Annotated in this window: 22 protein-coding genes and 1 pseudogene; 9 read left to right on the top strand and 14 right to left on the bottom strand. The window is 68.2% G+C overall.

Annotated elements, in window-relative coordinates:
- Positions 1-199 precede the first annotated feature (199 nt).
- On the top strand, positions 200-589 hold the full coding sequence (locus G6045_RS19165; RefSeq protein ID WP_165333225.1) for a hypothetical protein: 390 nt from the start codon (positions 200-202) through the stop codon (positions 587-589).
- Positions 590-637: 48 nt separating this feature from the next.
- On the opposite strand, the gene G6045_RS19160 is transcribed toward G6045_RS19165, so the two are convergent.
- Both G6045_RS19160 and G6045_RS19155 read right to left on the bottom strand, forming a co-directional pair.
- Positions 638-1,165 (bottom strand): AAA family ATPase, encoded by a 528-nt coding sequence (locus G6045_RS19160; protein ID WP_165333216.1) that lies wholly within the window; start codon positions 1,163-1,165, stop codon positions 638-640.
- A gap of 150 nt (positions 1,166-1,315) precedes the next feature.
- Positions 1,316-2,242, bottom strand: a complete 927-nt coding sequence (locus tag G6045_RS19155; RefSeq protein WP_165333215.1) for a LysR family transcriptional regulator — start codon at positions 2,240-2,242, stop codon at positions 1,316-1,318.
- A 71-nt stretch (positions 2,243-2,313) separates the two neighbouring features.
- On the opposite strand from G6045_RS19155, the gene G6045_RS19150 reads away from it, so the two are divergent.
- Complete coding sequence (locus tag G6045_RS19150) at positions 2,314-3,054, top strand: SDR family oxidoreductase (RefSeq protein ID WP_165333214.1); 741 nt, start codon at positions 2,314-2,316, stop codon at positions 3,052-3,054.
- Positions 3,055-3,956: 902 nt separating this feature from the next.
- Complete coding sequence (locus tag G6045_RS19145) at positions 3,957-4,418, top strand: hypothetical protein (protein ID WP_165333199.1); 462 nt, start codon at positions 3,957-3,959, stop codon at positions 4,416-4,418.
- A 600-nt stretch (positions 4,419-5,018) separates the two neighbouring features.
- Here the strand turns inward: G6045_RS19145 and G6045_RS19140 are convergent.
- The 6 genes from G6045_RS19140 to G6045_RS19115 form a co-directional block, all read right to left on the bottom strand.
- On the bottom strand, positions 5,019-5,231 hold the full coding sequence (locus G6045_RS19140) for a hypothetical protein (protein ID WP_408056344.1): 213 nt from the start codon (positions 5,229-5,231) through the stop codon (positions 5,019-5,021).
- An 82-nt stretch (positions 5,232-5,313) separates the two neighbouring features.
- Positions 5,314-6,999 (bottom strand): ribonuclease J, encoded by a 1,686-nt coding sequence (locus G6045_RS19135; RefSeq protein WP_165333213.1) that lies wholly within the window; start codon positions 6,997-6,999, stop codon positions 5,314-5,316.
- Between the two features lie 388 nt (positions 7,000-7,387).
- On the bottom strand, positions 7,388-8,197 hold the full coding sequence (locus G6045_RS19130; protein ID WP_165333212.1) for a phosphotransferase family protein: 810 nt from the start codon (positions 8,195-8,197) through the stop codon (positions 7,388-7,390).
- Positions 8,198-8,275: 78 nt separating this feature from the next.
- The gene (locus G6045_RS19125; protein WP_165333211.1) at positions 8,276-8,416 is read right to left on the bottom strand and encodes a hypothetical protein; all 141 of its coding nucleotides are present in this window, start codon (positions 8,414-8,416) and stop codon (positions 8,276-8,278) included.
- A complete protein-coding gene (locus G6045_RS19120) occupies positions 8,413-9,531 on the bottom strand; it encodes a radical SAM protein (RefSeq protein ID WP_165333210.1) in 1,119 nt (372 codons plus the stop codon). Before G6045_RS19120 ends, G6045_RS19125 begins: the two co-directional genes overlap by 4 nt.
- A 19-nt stretch (positions 9,532-9,550) precedes the next feature.
- Positions 9,551-9,892, bottom strand: coding sequence for a DUF6415 family natural product biosynthesis protein (locus tag G6045_RS19115; protein ID WP_165333209.1), 342 nt, complete (start codon positions 9,890-9,892; stop codon positions 9,551-9,553).
- A 234-nt stretch (positions 9,893-10,126) separates the two neighbouring features.
- Between G6045_RS19115 and G6045_RS19110 the strand changes: the two genes are divergently transcribed.
- The 3 genes from G6045_RS19110 (at position 10,127) to G6045_RS19100 (ending at position 12,655) form a co-directional block, all read left to right on the top strand.
- On the top strand, positions 10,127-11,317 hold the full coding sequence (locus G6045_RS19110; protein ID WP_235968045.1) for a tetratricopeptide repeat protein: 1,191 nt from the start codon (positions 10,127-10,129) through the stop codon (positions 11,315-11,317).
- A complete protein-coding gene (locus G6045_RS19105; protein WP_165333208.1) occupies positions 11,310-11,840 on the top strand; it encodes a GNAT family N-acetyltransferase in 531 nt (176 codons plus the stop codon). Before G6045_RS19110 ends, G6045_RS19105 begins: the two co-directional genes overlap by 8 nt.
- 314 nt (positions 11,841-12,154) lie before the next feature.
- The gene (locus G6045_RS19100; RefSeq protein ID WP_165333207.1) at positions 12,155-12,655 is read left to right on the top strand and encodes a hypothetical protein; all 501 of its coding nucleotides are present in this window, start codon (positions 12,155-12,157) and stop codon (positions 12,653-12,655) included.
- A gap of 308 nt (positions 12,656-12,963) precedes the next feature.
- On the opposite strand, the gene G6045_RS19095 is transcribed toward G6045_RS19100, so the two are convergent.
- Positions 12,964-13,482: an NUDIX hydrolase gene (locus tag G6045_RS19095; protein WP_165333206.1), complete on the bottom strand. Its 519-nt coding sequence runs from the start codon at positions 13,480-13,482 to the stop codon at positions 12,964-12,966.
- Positions 13,483-13,686: 204 nt separating this feature from the next.
- Between G6045_RS19095 and G6045_RS41510 the strand changes: the two are divergent.
- A pseudogene (locus G6045_RS41510) lies at positions 13,687-14,040 on the top strand (NF041680 family putative transposase); the annotation flags it as partial.
- Between the two features lie 13 nt (positions 14,041-14,053).
- Here the strand turns inward: G6045_RS41510 and G6045_RS19085 are convergent.
- Positions 14,054-15,325: a pentapeptide repeat-containing protein gene (locus tag G6045_RS19085; RefSeq protein WP_165333205.1), complete on the bottom strand. Its 1,272-nt coding sequence runs from the start codon at positions 15,323-15,325 to the stop codon at positions 14,054-14,056.
- A 170-nt stretch (positions 15,326-15,495) separates the two neighbouring features.
- Here G6045_RS19085 and G6045_RS19080 point away from each other — a divergent pair, with 170 nt between their 5' ends.
- On the top strand, positions 15,496-18,171 hold the full coding sequence (locus G6045_RS19080; RefSeq protein ID WP_165333204.1) for an ATP/GTP-binding protein: 2,676 nt from the start codon (positions 15,496-15,498) through the stop codon (positions 18,169-18,171).
- Positions 18,172-18,229: 58 nt separating this feature from the next.
- On the opposite strand, the gene G6045_RS19075 is transcribed toward G6045_RS19080, so the two are convergent.
- Positions 18,230-19,135 (bottom strand): DUF4231 domain-containing protein, encoded by a 906-nt coding sequence (locus tag G6045_RS19075; protein ID WP_328707825.1) that lies wholly within the window; start codon positions 19,133-19,135, stop codon positions 18,230-18,232.
- 71 nt (positions 19,136-19,206) lie between these two features.
- Complete coding sequence (locus G6045_RS19070; RefSeq protein ID WP_165333203.1) at positions 19,207-19,602, bottom strand: hypothetical protein; 396 nt, start codon at positions 19,600-19,602, stop codon at positions 19,207-19,209.
- A gap of 157 nt (positions 19,603-19,759) precedes the next feature.
- On the opposite strand from G6045_RS19070, the gene G6045_RS19065 reads away from it, so the two are divergent.
- Positions 19,760-22,627, top strand: a complete 2,868-nt coding sequence (locus tag G6045_RS19065) for a hypothetical protein (protein ID WP_165333202.1) — start codon at positions 19,760-19,762, stop codon at positions 22,625-22,627.
- A 59-nt stretch (positions 22,628-22,686) separates the two neighbouring features.
- Here G6045_RS19065 and G6045_RS19060 read toward each other — a convergent pair whose 3' ends face one another.
- Both G6045_RS19060 and G6045_RS19055 read right to left on the bottom strand, forming a co-directional pair.
- Entirely contained in the window at positions 22,687-23,280 is a 594-nt protein-coding gene (locus tag G6045_RS19060) for a DUF6919 domain-containing protein (protein WP_165333201.1), read from the bottom strand.
- A 690-nt stretch (positions 23,281-23,970) separates the two neighbouring features.
- Positions 23,971-24,255, bottom strand: coding sequence for a hypothetical protein (locus G6045_RS19055; protein WP_165333200.1), 285 nt, complete (start codon positions 24,253-24,255; stop codon positions 23,971-23,973).
- Positions 24,256-24,494 lie beyond the last annotated feature (239 nt).

Raw genomic sequence — 24,494 nt, 5'->3', positions numbered from 1 at the left:
CCGCGGGCCCCGTACTTCCCGTGCTCGATATGCCGCCCAGGCATCGTGTGGCCCCCTTTCGGGGTGCGCTCCCATCCGAACGCAGCATCTACACCGGAGCAGCCTTACCCAACGGTCGTTTGCCGCACGACCGTTGGCCCCCTGCGCCGGCACGTACCGTGGGCAGGGAGACAGCCCCATCGGAAGGAAGCGGTACGTGATGATGTACGACCAGCAACGCGCGCAACAACCTCCCAGCAAAACTCCAGACCCCACGAAGCGGCGTGGCCCGCAGCCCTCCCGCACCGAACCGGCTCGTGAACGCGACCGCGCCACCGACCCGGTGCTGCTCCCGCAAAACGAACGGGACGAGCTCGCGCTGCGCCTCCAGCAAGCCCTCGACACCTCCACGGACAAACCGCGCCAGGCAGTGGAAGAAGCCGACGCCGTCCTCAGCGACGCCATAACCCGGCTGACCGCCGCCCTCACCGAGCACCGCCGCCTCCTGCGCACAGGCTGGCAGGACGAGGACACCGAACTGCAGCCGGAAGAACTGCGGCTCACACTGGACCAGTACCGACAGATCACCGAGCTGCTGCTGCGCCTGTAACACCAGCCCGAACCGAGAAGTCCTAGGGCACGTACGGCAAATCCAGGATCATGCGAATGACGGCCATCGCCCGGCGGCCCACTCCCGCCAGGTCGACCAACCGGCCGGCGGCCCGCCAACCTCAAGCGCGCCGAGCTCCGCCTCGTCGGGCTCCTCGAACAGGCTCCTCCAGCGCAAGACATCGGCCTCGCTGATCGGGAGGGTTTCCTCGGGGGTGGTCGCTTCGCGGTGAGCGATCCGAGCCAGTTGGGTCTTGTGGTCCACCGCCACGTAGACGAGGCGGAAGGAGGCGCCCGCGGATTCGGTCAGCCAGCGGATCGCGGATCTTTCGTCGCGGGACCAGCATCCGAAGTCCAGCACCACGTTGGCGCCAACTTTCAACGCTTCCATAGCAACCCACAGGAGCCGGCCTTCCAAAACGTCGCGACTGTCGTCCGCCTCCAGCAGCTTGCCGAACAGCGGGATCATCCACTCGTCAGGCGTCAACCGCAGTGCGTGGTCTTCCTCGGCGAGCTGCCGAGCCTTCGTGGTCTTGCCGGCCCCCGGCAAACCGACCATCAGGAACAACGTCGTCACCCCCCGATCATGCCAGGAGAGCCGAGCCACACAGCATGAACCACTGGAGCGGGCACAAAGCACAGCAGCGCCACCACGATCAGGAGTACGCCCAAGGCCAGCGCACCGAAGGCGAGAACCGGTGCCCCGTTCATGCCCGGCTGCGCCTGATCAGCGGCACTGCGCGCAGACGTCCTGCGGGCCGCCCTGCCGACGTACCGTCTCCTGCGCCGCCTCGGCGAACGCACGGATGCGGACCGTGTCCGCCGCGGTCCGCCACACCAGGCCGTACTCCAGCGCAGGAGCGTCGTCGAAGGGAACGTACGCGATGTTCGGTCGCGCGTAGTACCTGACCTCGTGCGCGGCGGCCGGATGCACCCCTCGCCCTGCCCCGACCAGGGCCAGGAGCTCCTGCCGGGTCGCCGCCCGCTCACCGCGCTCGACAAGACGGCCCGCCGGAGTCGTACGCGGCAGGAGATGGTCGAGCCAGTAGTCCGGGACGGGCCCCGAGAGGCTGAGCACCTTGTCCTCGGCGAGGTCGTCGACCCGAACGGAGGGCCTCTTCGCGAAGCGGTGCCCGGTGGAGACGGCCAGCACACGAGTGTCGGAGATCAGTACGGGGCCGGTGGCCAGATCGGATTCGACGACGGGGAACTGGGCCAGCAACAGGTCGAGCTCGCCCGAGCGCAGCAGGCCGAAGGGGTCCGAGAGAGGAGTCTCGTGCAGCAGGACCTCACCGGCCTCAGGGTGCCGCTCGCGATAGACGGAAGCGGCGAACAGCACGAGCTCACCCGCGAGCGGGCTGCTGAACCCGACACGCAGCGGCTCGGCGAGACCGCGCCCCGCGGCGACCGCCCGCTCCATGCCGTCCCTGATCAGCTCGTAGCCAGGACGTACGTCGTCCGCGAGGCGGCGCCCGATCGCCGTCAACTCCACGCGTCTGCTGGTCCGTTCGAAGAGTGCGGCGCCTATGCGTCGCTCCAGTTGCTTGATGCTCTGGCTGACCCGGGCCTGCGACACGTGCAGGCGCCGCGCGGTGCGTCCGAAGTGCAGCTCCTCGGTGAGGGCCAAGAAGATCTCGACATCCCGGTGTTCCATAACCCTCAGGTTATCGATCGTTGCGCGACCGGCTGTTGTTCGGGGTCGGCCGGACGATCAAGGTTGAGGACATGAACACCGACACGAACACCGCGTCCAAGCCCCTCGCCGTCATCACCGGAGCCGGCTCGGGCATCGGCGCCGCCACCGCCCGTACCCTTTCCGCGCTCGGCCACCCCCTCCTGCTGCTTGCCCGCAGGGTGGAGCGGATCGAGGCGCTCGCACTCCCCGACACTCTCGCCAGGTCCGTCGATGTCACCGACGCCGCGGCGGTGGCCGGCGCCGTCCGGGAGGGGGAATCGCTTTACGGCCCCGCCGACCTGATCGTGAACAACGCGGGCGTGATGCTCCTGGGCGAGGTGGCCAAGCAGCAGGCCGACGAGTGGGAGCGGATGTTCGACGTCAATGTGCGGGGCCTGCTCCACGGGATACGTGCGGTCCTGCCCGGCATGATCGAGCGCGGCCGCGGCACGGTGATCAACGTCAGCTCGGTGGCGGGCCGCAAGACCTATCCCGGCCACACGGTCTACAGCGGCAGCAAGTTCGCCGTGCACGGCATGTCGGAAAGCCTGCGCGAGGAGGTCGCGGGCCACGGGATCCGCGTGATCACCATCGCCCCGGGAGCCGTGGAGACAGAGCTGCTCTCACACACCACCGACGAGGCGCTGAAGGCCGACTACCAGGCCTTCAAGGACTCCATCGAGGTGCTCGCGCCCCAGGACGTGGCCGCGGCGATCGGCTTCGCGTACCAGCAGCCCCAGCGCGTCACCCTGCGCGAACTGGTCCTCGCAGCGACCGCCCAAGCGGCCTGAGGTCACAGGGTCCGCACCAGGGCGTTGGTGCAACACCAGCGACACGGCGGGCACTGGCGGCTGGTTAAGGGGACGGTCCGCTTGCCGTGAACGGCACCTTCGGCTGATCCCCACAAGCCCCTCTCCACATGCGCAGGCGGCTACCGGGCGAGGTCGAGGTGATCGTCCAAGAGGTGCTGAACAGGCGGTACTTGACCCAGGTGGAGTCGCCCGGTGGCAGTCACCTGCAAGAGGATGGCCGCGCGAAATGTCGCCGGCGTACGTGCCGCCCACCCCACCGGGGCCGGACGCCGAACCCGCACCGGATGCACAGCGGCGGGGGTGGCGGGGCGCTCGCGTCGCCGTCTCGGACGGATCGTGCGCCCCGCCACCGCCGCAAGGGCCGTGGCGGTGGGGGTCAGAAGGACGGCGCCGCTGTTGTTGCGGTTGGGGGACGCGGCGCTCAGGCGGCCCGTCGCCGGGTCGCGTCCCACAGCCGCCCACAGACCCTCACCGGCCAGTCGGGCATCCTCACCCGCCACTTCGCACCAGTCGAAACCGATGCCGTCCAGTACCTCATGAGCGAAACGGCCGGCCGGGACGATCACGGTTGCCTGGCCGGAGGGGGTAGGTGAACGGCCGGCGAAGCCGACCCTGTGGTCGTCGGGATCGTGTTCGGCGCCCCGACCACCCTGCTCAGCCGCGTACTGCGCCGCGCCAAGGACGTCGTGCCCGACAAGCATCACCACCACTACACGGGCCCGTGCACCAGAAACACAGCGAGACGACCAACAACAACCGGTTGTGGGGCAAGAGCTCCACGAGCAGCTGACGCCGACTGCGCATTCCTCCAATACATCCCGCCGGTGACCTGCGACATTCCACCTTCACGATCACTGGGATTATGGAGGCTTCTGACATTCATGAAACTCATGAGGAGAACGGCCATAGCGGCATGTGCCGCAGCGGCGGCAGTATTGGCCTTCGCCACGCCAGCCAGCGCCGTCACGCTCAACTTCTACGCCAACGGTCCTGCTGACTGGTCTCGTGGTTGCGACCTAACGACCAAGGCAGTCGGCACCTACACCTACTACGAGAACGGCGGCGTCAAGGGTGGCTACCAGTCATACGCCGGCGGGTTCGACGCCTATGAGCGGGACCTGTGCTCGGACGGGTACGGTGCCGCCCTGCACCTGACCTACTACAAGTGGAACGGCAGTTCGTGGGTCTACGCGACCGCCAATCCGATCAAGGTGACCACCGGCGTCGGGACCACCAAGGACCACAGCTGGACCTTCAAGGACGTCCGCGACGTGAAGGTCTACAGCTGCAGGATCAACAGCTCCAACGTAGTGTCGTCGTGCGCCCGCGCAGTCATGTCGTAGGCAGCCGACCAAGCCAGGGCACGGCAGTCCCACACCAGTGATCCCGCGTATCTCGCTGCGGCCCATCTCCGACTGAGACTGCGTAAGTCGCACGCCTGGCCCGCCGTTGGTCCCCGCATGATGCGGTTGGGGATCGAGGGCGGGCCTTGTGCTGGGCAGGAGGTCACGGCGCCGGTTGATCGAGCACGGCCGGCCCGCAGGGATGATCGAACTCGGCGGCACGGTGTATGTCCTCAGGATGTTCGGGGCCAAGCCGCACGAGGATGCAGACTGGCACCACTGCCACCTGAACCCGCAGGAGTAGGTGCAGCGCGGGCGATCCACCGATCGTCGGTCAACTGGCGCGGCATCAGCACAGGTTGCAGCCCGAGCACTTTGCACGCGCGGGTGAGAGCGGCCATGCACTCGGCGCGGCTGGTCCCGTGGACCGTGTACGGGACCCGTTGCGACGGCCGGGAGTGGTGCTCTGGCCCTGTATCCGGTCCGGTAGTACAGCCTTACGGTGCATGTGCGCGTGGACGGCTGCTTGTGTGGGTGAGTGTCAGACCTCGAGGCCTTGGGAAGCCCTGCCCGGGCGGTGTAGCCGAGTCCGAGTCCCCCCTACGGCGACGTCGAGTTCGTCGCCTTGCAGGTGCTCCAGGCCGAGCCGGGTGAGGGCGATCTCGCCCTCGTGAAGAGGCTGGACATCAGGAACTCGTCGCCGAGTTTGACCTCGTGGACGTCCCGGCCCGTCGCCGGGTCTCGGCGGCGGCGCAGACAGAGGTCGCCCATCGGGGTCGAACGCCAGTCGAGTTCCTCGATACGTTTGCCCATGACTCGGCCTTTCTCAGGCCCGTGGGGCCGGGGTGGCAGTTCCTGTCGGCCTGAATGTCGGGCCCCTTCGAGCCGGAAGTGTTCAGGCCTCGATGATCACGGGGATAACGAGCGGCCTGCGCCGGTGGGTACGGAAGGCCCAGTTCGCCACCGCGCGAGCGAGGAGCTGTTCGAGCTGGTGCGCGTCGCCGACGCCTTCCTCGGCCGCGGCGGCCAGGGTCTTTTCGATTACGGGGACGACCGGCTCGAAGGTGGTCTCGTCGTGGACGAAACCGCGGGCCAGGAAGTCCGGCGGCTCGGTCAGCGCTCCCGTGTCCGCGTCCACGAGCGCCACGACAGTGACCACGCCTTCCTCGGCGAGGGTGCGACGGTCCTTGAGGGAGGCTTCGGTGGCGCCGCCGACCTCCATGCCGTCCACATAGACGTTGCCCGCGGGCACCTTGCCGGTGATGCGGGCCCGCCCGTCGATGAGGTCGACGACGACGCCGTCCTCAGCGATTACGACGTGATCGGGGTCCACGCCCGTGCGGATCGCGAGATCAGCGTTGGCCCGCATGTGTTTCCACTCGCCGTGCACCGGCATGACGTTGCGCGGCTTGACGATGTTGTAGCAGTAGACGAGTTCGCCGGCGCTGGCGTGTCCGGAGACGTGCACCTTGGCGTTGCCCTTGTGGACGACGTGGGCGCCCCAGCGGGTCAGGCCGTTGATGACGCGGTAGATGGCGTTCTCGTTGCCGGGGATGAGGGAGCTGGCGAGCAGGATGGTGTCGCCCTTGCCGATGCGGATCTGGTGGTCGCGGTTGGCCATCCGGGACAGGGCGGCCATCGGCTCGCCCTGGGAGCCGGTGCACACCAGGGTGATCTGCTCGTCGGGCAGCTTCTCCAGGTCCTTGGTGGCGACCACAAGGCCGGCCGGCACGTTCAGGTAGCCGAGGTCGCGGGCGATGCCCATGTTGCGGACCATCGAGCGGCCGACGAAGGCGACCTTGCGTCCGTATGCGTGGGCGGCGTCGAGCACTTGTTGGATGCGGTGCACGTGACTGGCGAAGCTGGAGACGATGACCCGGCGCGGCGCGGTGCGCATCACGTGGTCGATGGCGGGGGTCAATTCGCGCTCGGAGGTGGTGAAGCCGGGGACTTCCGCGTTGGTGGAGTCGGTGAGGAAGAGGTCGACGCCCTCCTCGCCGAGCCGGGCGAACGCGCGCAGGTCGGTGATCCGGTCGTCCAGGGGGAACTGGTCCATCTTGAAGTCGCCGGTGTGCAGCACCATCCCCGCGCCGGTGCGGAGCGCGACCGCGAGGCCGTCCGGGATGGAGTGGTTGACGGCCACGAACTCACACTCGAACGGCCCGAATTCGCGCCGGTCACCTTCACGGACCCGTACCGTTTTCGGCCGGATGTGGTGCTCTTTGAGCTTGGCCTCCAAGAACGCCAGGGTGAGCTTGGAGCCGACGACGGGGATGTCCCGCCGCTCCCGCAGCAGGTAGGGCACTCCCCCGATGTGGTCTTCATGACCGTGGGTCAGCACCAGGGCCACGACGTCGTCCAGGCGGTCACGGATCGAGGTGAAGTCCGGGAGGATCACATCGACCCCCGGCTGATGCTCCTCGGGGAACAGCACGCCACAGTCGACGATCAGCAACTTGCCCGCGTACTCGAAGACGGTCATATTGCGGCCGATCTCCCCCAGGCCGCCCAGGGCGACGACCCGCAGCCCTCCTTCCGGCAGCGGCGGGGCGGGCTTCAGCTCAGGGTGGGGATGACTCATACCTTGACGTTACCGGAGAGTGCACCGCGTAGATCCACGACCTTCCGCACCCCTGTTCACCAACGGCGGGCTCGCGGGCGGTAGGCGCTGCAGCGGCGCGCGGACGATGAAGAAAACACTCCGCTACGGGACTTGGGGGCGTGCGGCACGCAGAGCCGAGCAGGGATCAGTGTGTGCAGACCGAAAGTTACTTCGATGCTGCCGTACGCGAGTCGACGCGTGTTTCGCTGCGATCGGGCAACGCGCACCTCATCCTCGACAACGAAACGCTCACCGTCACATCGAACGCTCGCTGCCCCGGACGCCGGCAAACCCCTGCCGTCGCCGGCGGCGAGGCGCTGTTGCCACGGGAACACGTGCGTCATCGGTACCTCCGGGGTGGCGGTCGTCAGGGTTTCCGGGTGCGGTGTGTGGCCCACGTCTTGGCAGCGGTGTGGACCTGCTGCGTCCACGGGTCGGGGTCGGCCGCGGCGATCTCGGCCCAGATGCTCTCGTTGGCCTCGGCGAATGCATCCACTCCTGCTCGCGGCGCGGTACGGAAGGCGGGGATGCGGGCGGCCCACGATTCCGCGGACTCGGCGCTGTGGCTACCGTCTGAGATCAGCCACAGCACCCAATAGCCCGCATCCAGCCACGGGGCGCCGCGGGTAGCCCAGGCCCAGTCGACGAGGAGCGCCCGCTCGCCGTCGACGAGGACGTTCGTGTGGTTCAGGTCGGTGTGCAGGAGATGGTCACCGGCGAACAGGTCGAGGGCTTCGGCGGGAGCATGGTCGCGGAGTCGGTGCGCGGCGTCCTTGAGCTCGAGGTCGGCCGGCGCGGGGATGTGGGAGAGGCGGGTCAGCATGTCGGCGACCAGGACCAGGTCCGAGGTGTCGGCGTAGTCGGCGTGAGGGCCGTCGATCGCGTCGAAGGCGAGCACGTCCCACCCATCGGTCTGGACGCGCCACCGCAGGGCGGGGGTGATCCCGTGGACGTACGGGTTGGTGTCGGCTTCGCGCTGCTGGGTCCAGGCGCGGGGGTGGTCGGTGCGCATCCCCTTCACGAACAGGTCGCCCGTCTCGGTGGTGATGCGGGCGCTGATCTCGGAGTTGAAGCCGCTGCTCGTCTCGGTGACGGTCTCGATGGGCCCCGTGTGGGTGGTGATCGCGTCCACCGCGGCGGGCGGCAAGGTGTCGAAGGTGAAGCGCTCGGTCGGCATGCTCGAAGACTCTTCTCGCGGTGAGGTGGAGCGTGGCCCCACCCGGTACCGAGTGGGGCCCGTGGTGGTCGCGACGGGTTACCGGTAGGGGTTGTCGTCACTGCAGCCGGGCATGGCCCCGGTCGTCAGGGCCTCGATGTCCTCAACGACGATCAGGGCCTCGGGCTCCGGTGCGTCCTCGGTGGGGCGGGGGCGGATCTCTACGGCAACGGCGGTCATGCGCGTACTCCTTGTCCGTGTTGGCAGTAGGTATTCAGCGGTGCCTTCGCTTCCTGGTAGGCCTTGGCGAGCGGCCGGCAGACCCGGCAGGTGCCGGAGAGTTTGCAGCCCGTACAGCCTCCGGTGCGAAGCATCTGGGCATCGGCGATACGCGGCAGGTCCGCGAGCCCTTCGACTCCGGTGTCCAGAAGATTGATGGGGTTCTCACGGCCGACCTTGCACATGGTGGCCAAGCCGATCGGGTCAACGTGCAGGAACGTGTGGCCGGCCGGGCAGCTGGTGAACGGCGTGGATCGGTCGAGGAATTCGGGTGCCTGGGTGGCGAGCGGGTCGGGCTGCCCGTCGTAGGTGGGGCTGATGTTCGCGTACTCGGTCACCGTGTCCGCGAGGTCGGCGGCGATGGTGCGCATGGCGATGATCTCGTGGGCGTTGTGCGTGGTGACGATCAGCGCAATCTCGGTGTTCAGCCCCGCCTCCCGGATCGCCATCAGGCCCTTGATGACCCGGCTGTACGCCTTCGGGGAGCGGGTCAGTACCTCGGCAGACGCGTCGCTCGCCCCGTACAGAGACACGGTGATCTTGTGCGGGCGCAGCGTGGTCAGCAGGTCCAGGACCGGGGCGGCGGCCAGGCGGGAGCCATTGGTGAGGATCTCCAACAACATGCCCTGGCGGTAGGCGTACTCGTAGGCAGCCGGAAAGTCCTTGTCGATGGTGGGCTCACCGCCGGTGAACTGAAGCCACAGCACGCCGGCATCCCGCAGGATGTCGATGAGCTGCGTCTTCTGCTCCCACGTCATGCCCTCGAACTCGCGTTGCGCGAGGAAGCAGTGCTCGCAGTCGAAGTTGCAGCCCTTGTTGATCTCCCACGTGGCGCGGGAGTACCCAAGCGCGGCCCGCTCCCGTACGAGGACGTGCCCGTTCATGGGCTGCCCGGCCAGTCGCAGACCCCATACGGCGCTGGCCATGTGCGCGAGCCACTCAGGCACCGCAGCGTCTATCTGGGCCGCGTTGCGGAGTTGCTCATAGTGGTCGGCGGGAAGCCGAGCTCCGCGCTTCACCCCTGGCCGTGCGATCAAGTACGTGTGCTGCTGCGGGCTGGCGATGAGCTGATGCACGAACGGGACTCCCATCCGGTCAGCGGCGGCGGTACAGAGCGGCGAAGGTCCGGGCCACCCGGGCGAGGGCGCGTACGTGCTCGTAGGCCTGCGCGTCGGTGCGCTCGACGCCCTGGTGGCCGAGCAGCACATAGGCGGCGCGGTACAAGGCCCGGGCCTCGGGGTTGTTCTCGGCCAAGCCCTCGCGTACGAGGAGGTTCAGAGCGCCGGTGAGGCGTAACAGCCGGTCGTCGATCTCGGGCCGGTCGGGGACGTTGAAGCGGATCTGGAGCGCCCAGTCGCTGTCCTCGTCGACCTGGGCGACGTCGATCGGTCTGGGGTCGGTGCCGGTGTCGGTCTGGGGCTTCGGTTGCTCAGTCACGGTCACCGCGCTCGTCTCCTCGATCGGTGGGGCGGTCGGGTTCAGTACAGCGGCGCACGGACGGTGCAGGCGATGAAAAAGCGGGTTGACCTGGATGGGGGCAACCGGAAAATTTGACCCTCGCACTGGGGCCGGTGCGGATCACACGGCTACGTTGAACAGGTGGCGGCCAACGACGCCCTCCGGGCGCGCATGCGTGAACTCGACATGACTCAAGCGGAGTTAGCCGAGCTCATGAACGATGCGATCGGACAGCTCACCGGCACCCGAGGGAAGGTCTCGGCGCGCAGCGTGTTCAACCTCGTGTCCGGGAAGACCGGATGGCCGCACACGAAGCAGCGCATCGCCATAGAGATGGTGTTCGGCTGCACAGCAACGGAGCTGGGTTTCACTCCCCGCACCAGGAACGATCAGGAGGACCCCGTGCTCCGCCGCACCTTCCATGCCGCCGCGGTCGGCCTCATCGTCGGCGCCGCCACGACGGGGCCCGCGCAGGGTGCGCCCCGCAGAGTCGGGGCCGGCGACATACAGCGCCTGCACGCGAAGTTCGCCGAGATCATCGCCAAGGACCACCGCCAGGGCGGCCGGCTCACCATCGAGACCCAGGCACTCGGCCTCGCCGGCCAGGCCCTGGAACTCCTGCAACGGGACTCGTGCTCCCAGCGCATCCAGTCCGCCGTCTACGCCACCGCCGCATCCTTCACGTCCTCGGCGATGTGGGCAGCGATCGACGGCCGCCGCTTCGACGCCGCGCAACGCCACTTCGACCGCGCCTCCACCCTGGCCGGCATGTCCGACGACCATGCGATCCAGTTCCGCATCTGGTCCCACGCCGGATCCCTGTACCGCCACCTCGGCCGCCCCGTCGATGCCCTCGCCGCGAACGACGCCGCCCGCCGCCTCCCGATCACCCGCCGAGACCCGATCTACGCCGCCCTCGGCCACGCACGGCACGCCGCGATCTACGGCATCCAGGGCGACACCTTCGCCATCCGCCGCACCCTCGGCCTCGCGCAGGACGCCTTCGACCGCGCCGACCCGGCCGAACCGAGGCCGCTGTGGCTGACTGCGTTCTTCGACCGGGCCGAGCTCCACAGCCTCGCCACAGCCGCCCACCTCTCGGCCCGCGACTACGCCACCGCCGAAGCCCACGCCCACCGCAGCCTCGCAGCGCTCCGCCCCGAACTGGAGCGCACCCGAGCGATCACCACCGCCCGCCTCGCCCAAGCCCAGCTCGGCCAGGGCGACCTCGGACCGGCCGTGGACACCGCGATGTCCATCCCCGTTGCCTCGATCGCGCACCCCCGGGTCGCCGGCATGCTGACCGGCTTCAGCCAGGCACTGCAGCGCACCGCTCCGACCAGTACGCCCGCCCGCCAGTGGGACGGTTTCGCCCACGCTCACCTTCGGAGGACTCATGGCTGACCTGGTCCACGCCCGCGACATCGACGAAGTGTGGGAAACCCTCATCGAGATCTACGCCGACGTCCGCCGCGCCCAGCTCCATGACCCGCACTACAGCGTGGAGCGCTACGCCGAGCGCCTCGCCCGGCACGGCAAGGAACCGGGCTGGGAGACCGTGATCGCGAGCGTGGACGGTGTGCCGGTCGGCTACGGCTACGTGAACAGCCTCACCTCAGAGGACCGGTGGTGGAAACGGACCACCCCCGCACCCTCCCCCGAGGTCACCGCCACACCCACGGTCGCGATCAAGGAAATGATGGTGGTCGAACCCCACCGGCGCCGCGGCATCGCCAAGCTCATCCACGACGAACTCCTCGCCGAACGCCCCGAACCCGCGGTGTCGCTGATGGTCTCCCCGGCAAACCAGGACGGCCGCGTCCAGGCCCTGTACGCCCGCTGGGGATACCAGACGATCGGCGGCTCCCAGCCCTCACCGGACTCCCCGCCCCTCACCGTGATGCTCCGACCACGACACCTGGATTAGCCGCGCTCTCTGAGCGATCCGACGGCTGTGGGTACTGGGACAGAGCCAGTCGCTGTGGGCGGGCTGGGAGTGGAGCCCGGTGCCCGGGGTATGACCGGGAGCCTGGCTCGGCGCCTTTCCGGAGCCGGTGTGGCTTTGTCCACGAGATCGGACAGCACTTCGACACCAGTTTGGGAGGCGGGAAGCCCACGACACCAGGGCGGAATGTTCACGAGATTCGACAGCACCACCAAGAAGGCGGCCAGGGCGGGCACCGAGGCCTGGCGTACGTTCGAACCTATGAAGTGCACCCTGAGATCCCGGCTGGTGGCCCAGTGAGCGGCTGGTGGGCCTACCTGGAGGAACGGACCTGCCGAGAGGTCGATGCCGACGTGCTGCGCGACCGCCGGCTGTCGGCGGTCAGGTCCGTCTGGGAGGCGCTGCGCCCGCTGGGGGTGGGCCTGCACGAAGCCGAGCGGGTGGTCCACGCGCGGTACGAGGCTCTGGGCGACCGTGTGGAGCGGACGCCGCCTGATCCGCTGGACCTCCCCTCGCTCGCGGCCCGCGCCGCGGCTCTCCCAGGACGTGTGGTGGCGGTGGAGGCGCTCTGGGACGGGGATACAGTGCACGACTGGTTCGTGCTCCTGGTCGCCGTTCTGGACGCCCCGGAAGGGGAGGGCCACCTGGCGACTATCTACCACCGATCTGACGCCCCTCCTCCTGGTGTTGCCGCCGCCGAGGCCGGCCGGGCGCTGGCTGGCCACCTTCGCGTGCCCTTCCACTTCGCGTCTCCGGACGTCCCTGATGACGACGCCCCATGCTGGCGGACGATCTAACGGTTGGCGGAAGGGCCGTGACCGGAGGCATGGACGGGCGACTCCCAGGAGGCCGCACGACATGGTGCCTCCCGTTCTCACGAACATGACCTCAGGTCCGATCCGCCTGCCTCCCGAGATGGTGAACAACTGCTGTCCAAACTCGTGAACAAAGCCACCGCGTTCGTCACGGTGGTCGCTGCCAGAACTCACCGACATGCGCTGTCATTTACCGCCGACAGAGCTACGCCCCTCCACCATGAACCAACGGCACCGTCGGGGGTGGTGCGCGCTGCGCCCGTTCGCTCAGTGGGGGCTGGTCATTGGGGTCAGATCCACTGGTAGTTGGTGTCGTTCAGTGGAAGGGCCCACGCCTGGGCGGCGGTTACGGGGGCGTCCGGTGCGGGGAGTTCGGCGAGCGGGACGGGCGGGAACAGCGCCTTGTCGGCTGTCTCCTTGTAGTGGCTCCAGATGAGGTGGCCGGCGCCTGCGGTGTCGTCGTGCTCGACGGTGCGCAGGCGTGCGCGCTGCGCCTGGTCGATGTGGAGGCGGAAGACGAGGTGCAGTTTGCGGGGTGAGGGGGTGGAGCCGGGGCGGGTGAGCATCGCGTCCTGGATCCAGGTCAGCTCCGGCTGCCGGCTCAGGTGTTGCAGGTTCAGGCCGAGCTCCTCGTCGAGTTCTCGCGCGAGAGCGGCGGGGATCGCCTCGCCGTCGTCGACGTTGCCGCCGGGCAGCGTGTACTGGTCGCGGCCGTTCTTGGAGCGGTGGATCAGGGCGACCTGGTCGTTGTGGAAGAGGGCTGCTGCGACGCGGATTTTGATGCGGGAGAACTGCTCGGGCTCAGTCACCAGTTGACTCCTGCAGGGTGGTTGAAGAACGGCGGTTGCCCATCCCGGGCCGGCGTGCATACCAGGTGCGGCGACGCAGTTCGTACGAGGTCATCACACTCGTCGAGACTCCCGTTACCCGTGACGGAGCGTCACCGGCGCACGGTGGCACAGCCCGGCTTCACGAAAATCTTGCCAGGGCCACGTTCACGTGTACACCGACACGGCTGGACCACCCCGAAACTGCGTACTCCCGAGGCCGCGGACCGCTGGACCTGGCTTCTGGTCGTCGCACACACCCAACTCCGCCTCGCCCGGCCACTGGCCGCCGATCTCCGCCAGCCCTGGGAGAAACCCGCCGAACTCGCCCAGCTCACCCCGGCCCGGGTCCGGCGAGGGTTCAGGAACATCCGCGCCCACCTGTCCTGCCCCGCCCGTGTTCCCCAACCTCGCGGCGCCGGTCCCGGACGACCGCCCGGGATCAAGAACCGCCACCCCGCACCCCGCTACGACGTCGGCAAAACCGTCAAACGCCCCGAGACCCTCAAAGCCATCGGCAGACCCGGCCGATCTTGGTAGATAAAGAACAAGCTCAGGCGGTTGACGGACGCCAGGAGGCCGGGACTTCCAGCCCATCCGGCAGAGTTCCATCAGCCGGCACCAGCCCGAGGGGCTGCACCGCGCCACGGGCATCAGAGAAGCTGACGGTCCCACCGAAGAATGCGGCATAGGTGAAGTCGACCACTCCGCCGGAGAAGTCCGCGTGGTGGAACAGTGTCATGCCACCGTGGAACTCCGAGTCACGGAAGTCGACGTTGCTGCCTGCGAAGCCTGTGCGGATAAAGCTGACGGTGCTGGCGCTGAATGCTGCGCGCTGGAAGATGATGAAGCCACCGACGAGCAGGGCGCGACTGAAGCTGACCCTGCTGCCAGCGAACCCTGCGTTGGTGAAGTCCAGGCTGCACTCTTCGAGCCTCGTCTGACCAAAGCTGATAGTGCCGTGCTCGAAGTTCGCACCGCGGAAGTCGACGCGGCTGAGGCTGAACCAGGCCGAGCTGAAGTCGACCTTGCTGCCGCTGAAATGTGCCTTGTGGAAGGTGACCTCGCCTCCCTGGAAGTGAGCGTCACTGAAGTCGACTTTGCCGCTGAGGAACACCGCGTTGCTGAAATCGACGGTGCCGCCTGTGGTGAAGACCGAGCCGGAGAAGTCTCCACCGTCGAAGACGGCACCGGTGAAGTCCAGGTGGTAGCCCATCCAGGATCGCTGTTGATCAGCGCCCGGGCGGAGGTGGTCGCGAATGATGCGGATCACCGTGTGCCGGACTTCGCGGTGAGCCAGAAACGTGTGGCGCGCGGCCGTATCGCCTGCCGGGAGCTCGTTCTCGCTGGTGTAGGGCAGGCGAAGGTACGCGCACAGGACATCAATGCAGGTCTGACGCAGCTCAGGGCTGGGGGCGTCGTCGGCGAGGCCGGCCAGAGCGTGCACGCCGCCCAGGCGTACCGCAGCCGATTCATCCCCGAGTTGGGAAACCGCGGTGGTGAAGCGCTCGGTGTGCAGGCGGGTGACATCGCGAAGGGCGCCATCCTCGTCCACACGCTGACGCCGGTAGGCCACGATCAAGGCGACCAGCGCACCGGCCCCGGCGACCACGCCGAAGGACAGCTTCACGAGGTCGAACAGCGTCTTGGAGTCGATCTGCTGCTCGGTTTTCAGTCCTCGAGCGCCCAGTAGGTCCCATGCCGTGAGGAACACACCGGCGGCGACCAGCAGAGCAGCAGCGAAGGCCAGAGCCAGGACAATGCCGACAGGCCAAAGGCGCAGCCCGCGTTTGCTGGACCGACGCCACGTCGAAGGTGATTGCACGTAGTGAGGACTCCCCGGCCGTGTATCTGGTTGCGGTGACCCTTCAACAGGGAGCGTTTCTCCCGTGTGCCGAAGCTCGGTTCGTGAAGCGGAGACGAACTGGGCTTCCGTAGTCGTTGCCGACGCGGGCCTAAGGTGGTGCCAGCTGTGATCACTTCGGGGGTGTGGGTGTGGCAGGGCGGGATCTGCGGGCGCTGTTCAGCGTGAACGACCGGACTCTGGCCGCGGGCGAGGCCTTCACCAACCGCCAAGCCCAATGGGACCTGGTCACCGCCGCGCTCAGCGCACACCTGCAGCACATCGCTGGCCTGTCCTTCAGCGTGGAGGACGTCGAGGCCCCGCGCGACAACGTGCTCGTCTTCTACGGCATCGGCGGCATCGGCAAGACGGCCCTGTCGCGGAAACTCGAAGTCGCGCTCGCCGACACCACCCAGCGCCCCGCGCAATGGGCCGCCTTCCGGATCGGCGGCGCCCGCCTGGTGCCGGTGCGCATCGATCTCGCCCGATCCGCGAACACCGACTTCGAGCAGATCGTTTTCACCATCCGGCTCGCGCTCGCCGCGGCCCTGAACCGTCCGCTGCCGGCCTTCGACCTGGCGCTGCGCCGCTACTGGGAACATGTCCACCCCGGTGAGCCGCTGGAGGAGTACCTGCGCCGCGGCGGTCTCGCCTCGAAGTTCGGCCAGAGCCTGCCCCAGCAATTGCAGAGCGCCCTGGCGGATGTCGCCCAGGCGCTGACACTGCCCGGCACCGTCGGCTCCCTCATCGGGCAGGTGACGACATCCCTGGTCGGGGCGCTGCGCGAACGCCGACAGAGCGTACGGGCGTTGGCCGGCTGCGCACGCCTGGCCGACCTGCTCGAGGCAGAACCCGATCTGGACGCGCTGTCGTACTACCCGCACCTACTGGCCTGGGAGCTCGCCCAACTGGGGCCCGCCGACCAGGTCGTCCCCGTCATCCTCTTCGACACGTTCGAGGACGTCGGCACCCGCACCCACCGGGACCTGGAGCGGCTGCTGCAGCGCATCACCTGGCTCATGCCGAACGCGTACTTCATCGTCACCGGCCGCGACCGCCTGCAGTGGGCAGACGAAGGCCTCCACGGCCAGCTCGACCTCACCGGCCCCACCGCCTGGCCCGGCCTGACCCACGGCGCGGTCCCGCGGGCTCGTACCGCGCCCGAAGCCGTCGGCCACCGGCACCGGCAAATCCTGATCGGGGACTTCTCCGCCCAGGACTGCGACGACTACCTGAGCCGCCGGCTCACCACCGACGGCCAGCCGCTGATCACCCCGGCCATCCGCACGGTGATCACCAGCCGTTCCCACGGCCTGCCGCTCTATCTGGACCTGTCGGTGATGCGGTACCTGGACATCCGCCGCACCGGCCGCACCCCCGAGCCCGCCGACTTCGACACCGACTTCAGCGCGCTCATCGCCCGCACCCTGCAGGACCTCACACCGGAGGAGCGCAACGTCCTGCGCTCGGTCGCGCTGCTCGACTCCTTCGACCTGCCGCTGGCCACCGCGGCCGCCGGCCTGGACCGCGAAGCCCCCGTTCAACGCCTCATCGAGCGGCCCTTCATCCGCGAAAACCCGTACGGCATCTGGCCCTACCACCTGCACGCCCTGACCCGCTCCACCCTGCGCACCGCGGACGACCACACCGACGACGCCTGGACCACGGCCGACTGGCGCACCGCCGCCCGCCGCGCCTTCGCCGCCCTGGGCCAGCAGTACGCCCAGCACACCGGCACCGACCGGCTGCTGCTCGTGAGCTGCCTGCGCCAAGGCCCCGCCCTGGCCGCCGACTTCGACCTCCACCTCGACTGGCTGGAAGCCGCGGCCTGGCAGTACATCAGCGACTCCGTGTGGGAGCCGCTCGCCCCGCCCACCGCAGAGCCCGGCCGCGAACTGCACACCGCGGCCGGCGGCCTGGTCGAACTACTCAGCGCCATCGCCCGCCGCCAGCACGAACACCGCGAGCGGACCGTGGAGCGGCTCCAGGCCGTCATCGCCACCGCGCCGCTGCCCACCGAGCTGTTCGAGATGGCCGTGTACTACCAGGCCAAAGCCCAGCGCGACCTCGGCCGCACGGCCGACTCCCGGGCCGGGATGCAGCTCGTTGCCGCGGGCGGTGGCCGGCTCGCCACCGCGGCCCGCCGCGGCCTGGCCCACCTCGCCCGCATCAGCGGCGACTTCCCCACCGCCCTCGAGGCCGCCCGCACCCTTGGCGTGAGCGGCCGCCACCACCGGGTCCGCGGCGACGTGCTGTGGCCCCAGGGCGACATGACCGGCGCGGCCGCCGCCTACGAAGCCGCCCGCAACGAAGCCGACCAGCACGGCGTCGCCGGCGAACGCGCCCACGGCCAAGCCCACCGCGCCCTCGCCGTAGCCTTCATCAACCCCGCGGCCGCCGACGACGAAATCGACCTCGCCCACCACTACCTGACGGGTCTCGACCTGCGCGCCACCACCCTGACCGTGCAGATCGCCGAACTCGTCCGCGACGCCGGCACCACAACCACCCAGTTCGGCGACCGCGCCCACCTGCTGCGCACCGAAGCCGAACTCGCCGGCCTCACCGCCGTCCAAGTCCTGCTCGAACTCGCCGTCGCCTTCCACCAGGCCGTACAGGCCGCCCCGATCGACGGCGTCCTCGAGCGGTTGCGCACGCTCACCGCTGGCGGCGAGTACCCCTACTACGTGGACATCGCCGCCTTCATGGCCGACCGGCCCCTCGAAGCCCCCTCCCCCGCGTCCTGGTTGACCGGGCTGCAGCACACCCGCGAACGGTGGCACAGCCTGGTCGCTATCCGAAGGAACAGCCTCAGGCGACCACGATAGGCAGTTCGGTGGCGCGGGTTGTGCGAGCCGAGTTGGTTATTGGTTCAATCCGCAGCGCTCAGACAGAGGGCGGGGGCGCTACAGCCGCCTGATCGGCTGGCTGGTCCAACTGCTGCTCACGCCTGCGCTGTTCATTCCTCAGTGCCTCGACTCGCTGGGTAAACTTGGCCAGCGCCTCGTCCCCTTGTTCCTGGGTGAAGTCGCGGTACTCGCCCACGCCCAAGGCCAAGGCGGTTGCCTCCTCCTCGATGGCATCAGCGGTCTGCCGCAAGAAGTAGCTGCGCTCCCGGTACTTGTAATAGCCGCTGAAGGCGGTAGCGAGGGTCACACAGAACCCCAGACAGACCACCGAGATGTTCTGCCAGTTCCAGGTCTGCGCATCTACAGCGGCGATCGTGGTTATCGCGGTCGACCCGACCATCACCAGAGCCTGCAGAAAGTTGTGGACCCGCCGATACTTGCGACTCTCCCCCTGGTATTGGGCGACGACCTCTGCCACATCCTCCCGATACAGCCCTCTGCGCTCCCTCAAAGGAGCTTGTACGACGGCGCTGAGCCGTCGCAGAGCCTCCCGCTGGTTGTCCAAGCGCTCCTGCAGTTCCCCCAGCGTGTGGTCGTACCGGTCTGGCGCTTGATAGGTGGTGTCGGCGAACCATCCAAGCTGGGCTATGTGGTCGATAGACATGACCAGCAGAGCCAGTCCTGAGACCGCCAGAACGAAGCCCAACATGGCGTTCCCTGCGACAAGGAGCTCGTGGTGTTCGGCCTGCACGGTTGACCACGCCACGAGCGACGGAATGGAAAGAGCCGCTAGGCCAAAGGCAGTTCTGAACTGTCGGGTGCGCCGCTTCTTCCATACGAGATCGCGCTCGTACTCGCGGACAGTCGCTTCCAGATTCCTGATCAGCTCCCTGGAACGCACCAAGGAGGTGTCCTGCTCACCGCCAGCCAACTCCGCCACCACTTTCGTAGATCCGGTCTGGAACTGCTGCGGCGGCGCGCGGCCCCAGCCATCGCCCAACTTTCGACATGGCCCTAGTGGGTACGGCCGTACTGGGACTGCAGACGGCTGACCAGACCAGAGATCTCCGACGGAGTGAAAACGGTGACGTCCGGCAAGTCGGCTTCGGCGATGGCTACCTGCCACCGGCCGCGGTCGTCTCTGTCCACCTGGATCGGCGGCTCAGCTATCCATGTCGAGTCGATGCCGCGCCTCACCACTACGCCTATGAGCGCCGGATACGACGGCATGAGACCGAGCAGCGATCCCGGAGTCATCAGCAGATCGGCCAGTGCCTCGATCGGGTCATCGCCTCGCACTCCCTCGGACGTGAACCTGAACTGGCCAGCACCGGCATCCGTCAACATCACTGTCAGGTACTTGCAGTCCTCGAAGCGCTCCCATGGCGGAATCTTCCAGGTGAAGGTCATGCCCGCCATCCTCCCTTCCGCACACGGGAGTTGCTGAGGCATCGCCCCTTTCCGCCAGCCACGAAGACGTGTTCCGGCCACGGGCAGAAGTGGGCCTGCGATCCGAGCCTGAGCAGCGTTAACATCCGCGAGCCGAAACCGGGGGAGGCTGACGCGGATGTTGTGGTCACTACGGAACAAGCCCTGGCTGGCCCCCTGGATCCAACTGGTCCAGTTCTTCAGAGAGCCGAGCCGAGACGAGGTCTACGAGCGCTGCGTCGACGCGGCACTCGATGATCCGCAGCGAGCCCGGAAACTCGACATACGGCCACGGGCCACGCGCCGCATCGTTCTGCGCGAGATGCACACCCCCGTGTACCGCGCCGCAGTCTTCACCAAGGTCGGCGATAGGAAGGAGAAGACTGCGTACGACAAAGCCACGGTCGACCTCGAGCGGGCCCGATCCAGACAGCAGGCAGCCGCCGATCAGACGGAGTGGCCCTGGGGGATCGTCTGCGCCCTGATCTTGGCCCCCAGCTTCATCGTGCTCATCACCAGCGGCTTTCTGGCTCTGCTGGTAGCTCTTCTCAGTGCGGCCCTGGGGACGTTCATCCTGTTCTGGATCGGGACCGCCTTCTGGTTCAACCTCCGCTGCTGCCTGATCGCCGCAGCACTCGGCATCTCGGCCGCCGCGGGCCGTGTCGAACTCGGCTACCGTGCCGTGTTCTGGGGCGTGACCCTTCACGACGACGGCGTCGTCCCCGTGATGGACGGCATGATCCGCCACCTTATGGGTGAGGACCCTGACTCCCTGTTCGTCCCCCAGGGCGCCTCCACCGGTCTGCGCGCACCAAGAGCACCCGGCTTCGCCATTCCCACCGGCGCCATGGATCAGCTGCAGCGCAAGCTCAGCCACCTGGACGAGGGCACGATCGCCGTCTGCGGCCCTCGCGGCGTCGGCAAGTCCACCCTGCTGGAACACGCCGCTGATCAGGCCGATTTCGGCTTGGTGGTCCAGGCGCCGGCCACCTACGCCCCGCACGACTTCCTGGTCTCGCTCTCCGTGCGGCTGTGCCAGGACTACATGCAGCACGAGGGCTACCCGGCACCGGAGTTCGCCCGGCTGTCCCCGTTCCATCGCATGCTGAACAGCACGCGCCGCCGGATCAAAGCCCTGGCCCGCTGGACCACGTTCGCCCTGCCCGCGGCAGCCCTGCTGATCCTCGGGGTCTCATCAGCGGCCCGCACCCTGTACGACCAGTACCAGGACGCAGTCGCCGATACCGCGGACACGACCGTGCACGCGGTCCAGGACTGGATCCGCGAAGTGTGGAACGGCCACGCCGTCGTCACCAGTGTCGTGGTCATCATCGTGGCCATGGCCTGGTGGGGCTCCCGCCACGACCCGTGGGTCCCCCGGACCTTGGGCAGACTGTGGAACAGATTCGGCGCCAAGCTGGGGATGCTGCTCGCGCTCGCCAGCCTGGGCAGCGTCTTCTTCGACCCCCAGATCCGCCAGCTCGCCCCGGACGTCCAGTTCAACACTTTTGCGGCCGCTGCCTTCCTGGGCTTCGGATGGCTCTTGCTCTTTGCCGGCAGTCAGTCACTACAGCTTATGGACGCACATCTGGAGATCGGCCGCTGGACGGTGTACGCCACCGACGTCTTCCGGCTCCTGGCCACCCTGGTGGGCACGTACCTGCTGTACTTCCTGATCCGTACCCCATCGACCTACGCACTCCTGGCGGACCCCGAAAACCCGCTGAGGCTCACCGGCCTGGTCGCCGGCGGCCTCCTCGCCCGCGCTGCCGGATGGCGGCCCCGGCCCGCGAAACCCCCGCTCGTCACCCGCTGCGAGAACCACCTCTACCGCCTGCAGACCATCCAGACGACGACCAACACCCTGTCCAACGGGACAGCTCAGATCATGACCATGGGCGGCTCGCACGCCACGTCCATCTCCACGATGCCGCCCAACTTCCCCGCGCTGGTCGAAGAGTTCCGCGACCTCCTCACCGAGATCGCCGACACCCTCGCCCGCCGCAAACAGCGCGTCCTCATCGGCATCGACGAAGTCGACCGGCTCGGCTCCGACGCCCAAGCTCTCGCCTTCCTCGCCGAGATCAAAGCCATCCTGGGCGTCCGCCACGTCTACTACCTGATCTCCGTCGCCGAAGATGTCGGCGCCGCATTCGTCCGCCGCGGCCTGCCCCACCGAGATGTCACCGACAGCTCACTGGACGACATCATCCACGTGGAGGCCTGCACCCTCACCGAGGCCAAGACCATCCTCGACAAGCGCTCCGAGGACCACACCCCTCACACCGCGCTCCTGGCCCACAGCCTCTCCGGCGGGCTCCTGCGCGACCTACTCCGCTACGGCCTGCAGATCGAAGAGATACAGGCCAAGACCGGCACCCACGAACTCTCCCACATCGCCCGCGAGCTCATCCTCGAAGAACTCGCCGAGACACTCGCCGGCTTTCGCACCCTGCTCGGCAAACAACAGTGGACCCAAGACAGCAGCGACATCCTCAGCGACTTCCGCACCCTCTGCGGACACCTCAAGACCTCACAATGCGAATGCACCGACGGGCCGCTGCGACACGCCCTCGCAGAGTTCGCCCACCAAACCCCGGACACCCGCCTGCGCCACACCGACATCACCGACAGTGCGCGCCAACTCATCGACGAAGCCGCCGCATACAGCTACTTCTCCCTCACCCTGCTGGAAATTCTCACCACCCCGGGCCTCGACCGACGCAGCGAAGACGCCAAATCCGAAGGCCCTTACGGAGCACTTGAACAACTTGCTGAAGCACGTCTCGAACTGACCATCTCGCCCTACAGCGCCCGCACCCTCATGACCCACATCCGCAAGGCCTGGTCCCTCAACGACGGCCCCAACATCGACATCCTGGGCTCCGCTCTGCGCCAATGGTCCTGCCCACTGCACGGCTCAGACCCCTTCGGACGACCCAGACCACGACGCGGCCGCGTCCCCGGCCCCGCCGCTCCCCCGCACCCAAGAGACCACAACCGGTGAAAAGGCTCCGCTGGTTGGCACCCGAAACCCTGAGCCGCCGCCCCATCTGCGGGCCAGGGTCACTGCTGCGCACCTTCCTGCCGGTGGGCCGCGAGCGCACGACGCAGCGTCCCCCACAACACATCGTTGCGGCCCCACTCGGGATCAACGACGGTGACCTGCCACGCCGCCAAGACCTCCTCCACGGCGTCTGTCCGACACCCGAGGAAGACCGAGCGCACCGCACGAGGCCTGAGGAACTCGCCGACCCCGGTGTTGATCCGCTCACCCCACCGCGTCACGTCCACGGCTCCGCCGTGCAGCATCGGCCGCCCGGCAGGCAGGTAGATGCGCGTGACAAGCCCGGCCTGCCGCGCCACCTCGCCCAGCACACCGGCAAGGCCGGGGCCGGCGAACCCGGAGACGTAGGCCCGCTGATGCCACAACGTGCCCTCCTGTTCGGCCAGTTCACCGGGCTGACTGCCCTCGGTGAGAAACCCGCCGCGATACGCCTCGCACAGCACCGGCATGAGCGGACGCGTCTCGCTGTCGGGCCCGCCGTGATGACCATTGGGGTGCGACAGCAGTGCGCCCTCCAGCCAACCGACCGTAAGCCAGGAGAGGTCCTCGAAGCTGTGCGCCTTCCGCCAGACACGGGCATCCCGACGCCGCATCCCGTGGACCCCTCCCCCGCGTCCTCGACACGCTGCGACCGGTCCAGCAGCTCGCGGTACTCCTGACGCACATACGCACGCGTCCCACCAGCGATGTCCCACTCCGGCGACCCCGCGCCGATCGGACCCAAGGTGTAGGCGCCGCCGTGGTCCAGGTCGAACTTCAGCAACTCGAACGCGGCCCGAACCGCCTTGCCACTCGCGTCGTTGACGTCAGCGTCGCTGTACCGCCCGAGGTACCACTCCACCTCGAGCTCGTGGGCGGCACGGTCCAGCCAAGCCGCCTTCCGCAGCAGCACGAGCCTGTGCTCGCCGCTGTCGACCGGACGGCCCTCGCCGGTCAACGCCAGCGTGGCACGCTCCTCCACCTCCTTGGCGTGCAGCATCAGCTCAAGATGCTCGACCAAGAGCGCGGGCGCACCCGAGTAGGCCGTCGCATAGTCCGGTGCGGCGAACGCCGGCGTCTCCCACACCTCCCAGCCCAAATCGCACCGGCTGCAGTCGAATCCGGAGACATCCCGGCGCCCGTCGGCGTACTCCACGAACGACGCCCGCAGCTCGGACGACCCACACTCCGAGCAACGCAGCGACGGGTTGTCCAGCATCAGTCCCCCTCCCGGCCGGGGCTGGCCCTGCGGCCCCGGCACAGTCTTCCCACCGGCGCCCAGCCGACAGGCGTCGATCACGGATTCAGTCCCGTTCGCCGCGGTCAGCGAAGGTGCGGTGGTAGCGGTAGCAGCTGCCGTCCGCCTCGCACACCCGCCGCGCGTACTCCACGAACTCGTCCCCACGGGCGGCCAGGCCGCGCCGGGTGAACACGACCGCGAGGGTGCCGGTCTTGAACACGGCGAGCGCCTCCCGATCCCCGGCGGCGAAAGCCCGATCGATAGCCCGGCTGATCTGCCAGTGCCCGGCCAGCTCCACGAAGAAGTCGCTCAGCCAGTTCGGCACAACCCGCATCAGCACCGGCCGCATGTCAACCCCCGTCCGTGCTGTTCGTCCAGCCGTGCCCGGCCGCGCACTTGAAGGTGTGGTTGGACAGCAGCTGGTAGGGCCCGCGGTCGGGCCGGGCTGGTCGTTGAGCGCAGCCTGCGGTGATCGGCGGTGGGGTGCCCGCTGGCGCTGGCGGTTCGGCGTGGGAAGTGGCCGACGGGCGGCGGGGGTTGCGGTGAGGTGAGGCTGCGGCAGGATGACGCTGTGGGGCAGGGGAGATA

It is taken from the genome of Streptomyces mesophilus (genome assembly GCF_011044995.1).
GTDB classification, from domain to species: Bacteria; Actinomycetota; Actinomycetes; order Streptomycetales; family Streptomycetaceae; genus Streptomyces; species Streptomyces mesophilus.
The sequence above is the reverse complement of the archived record's forward strand: the minus strand, read 5'-3'. Positions and strand labels throughout refer to the sequence as shown.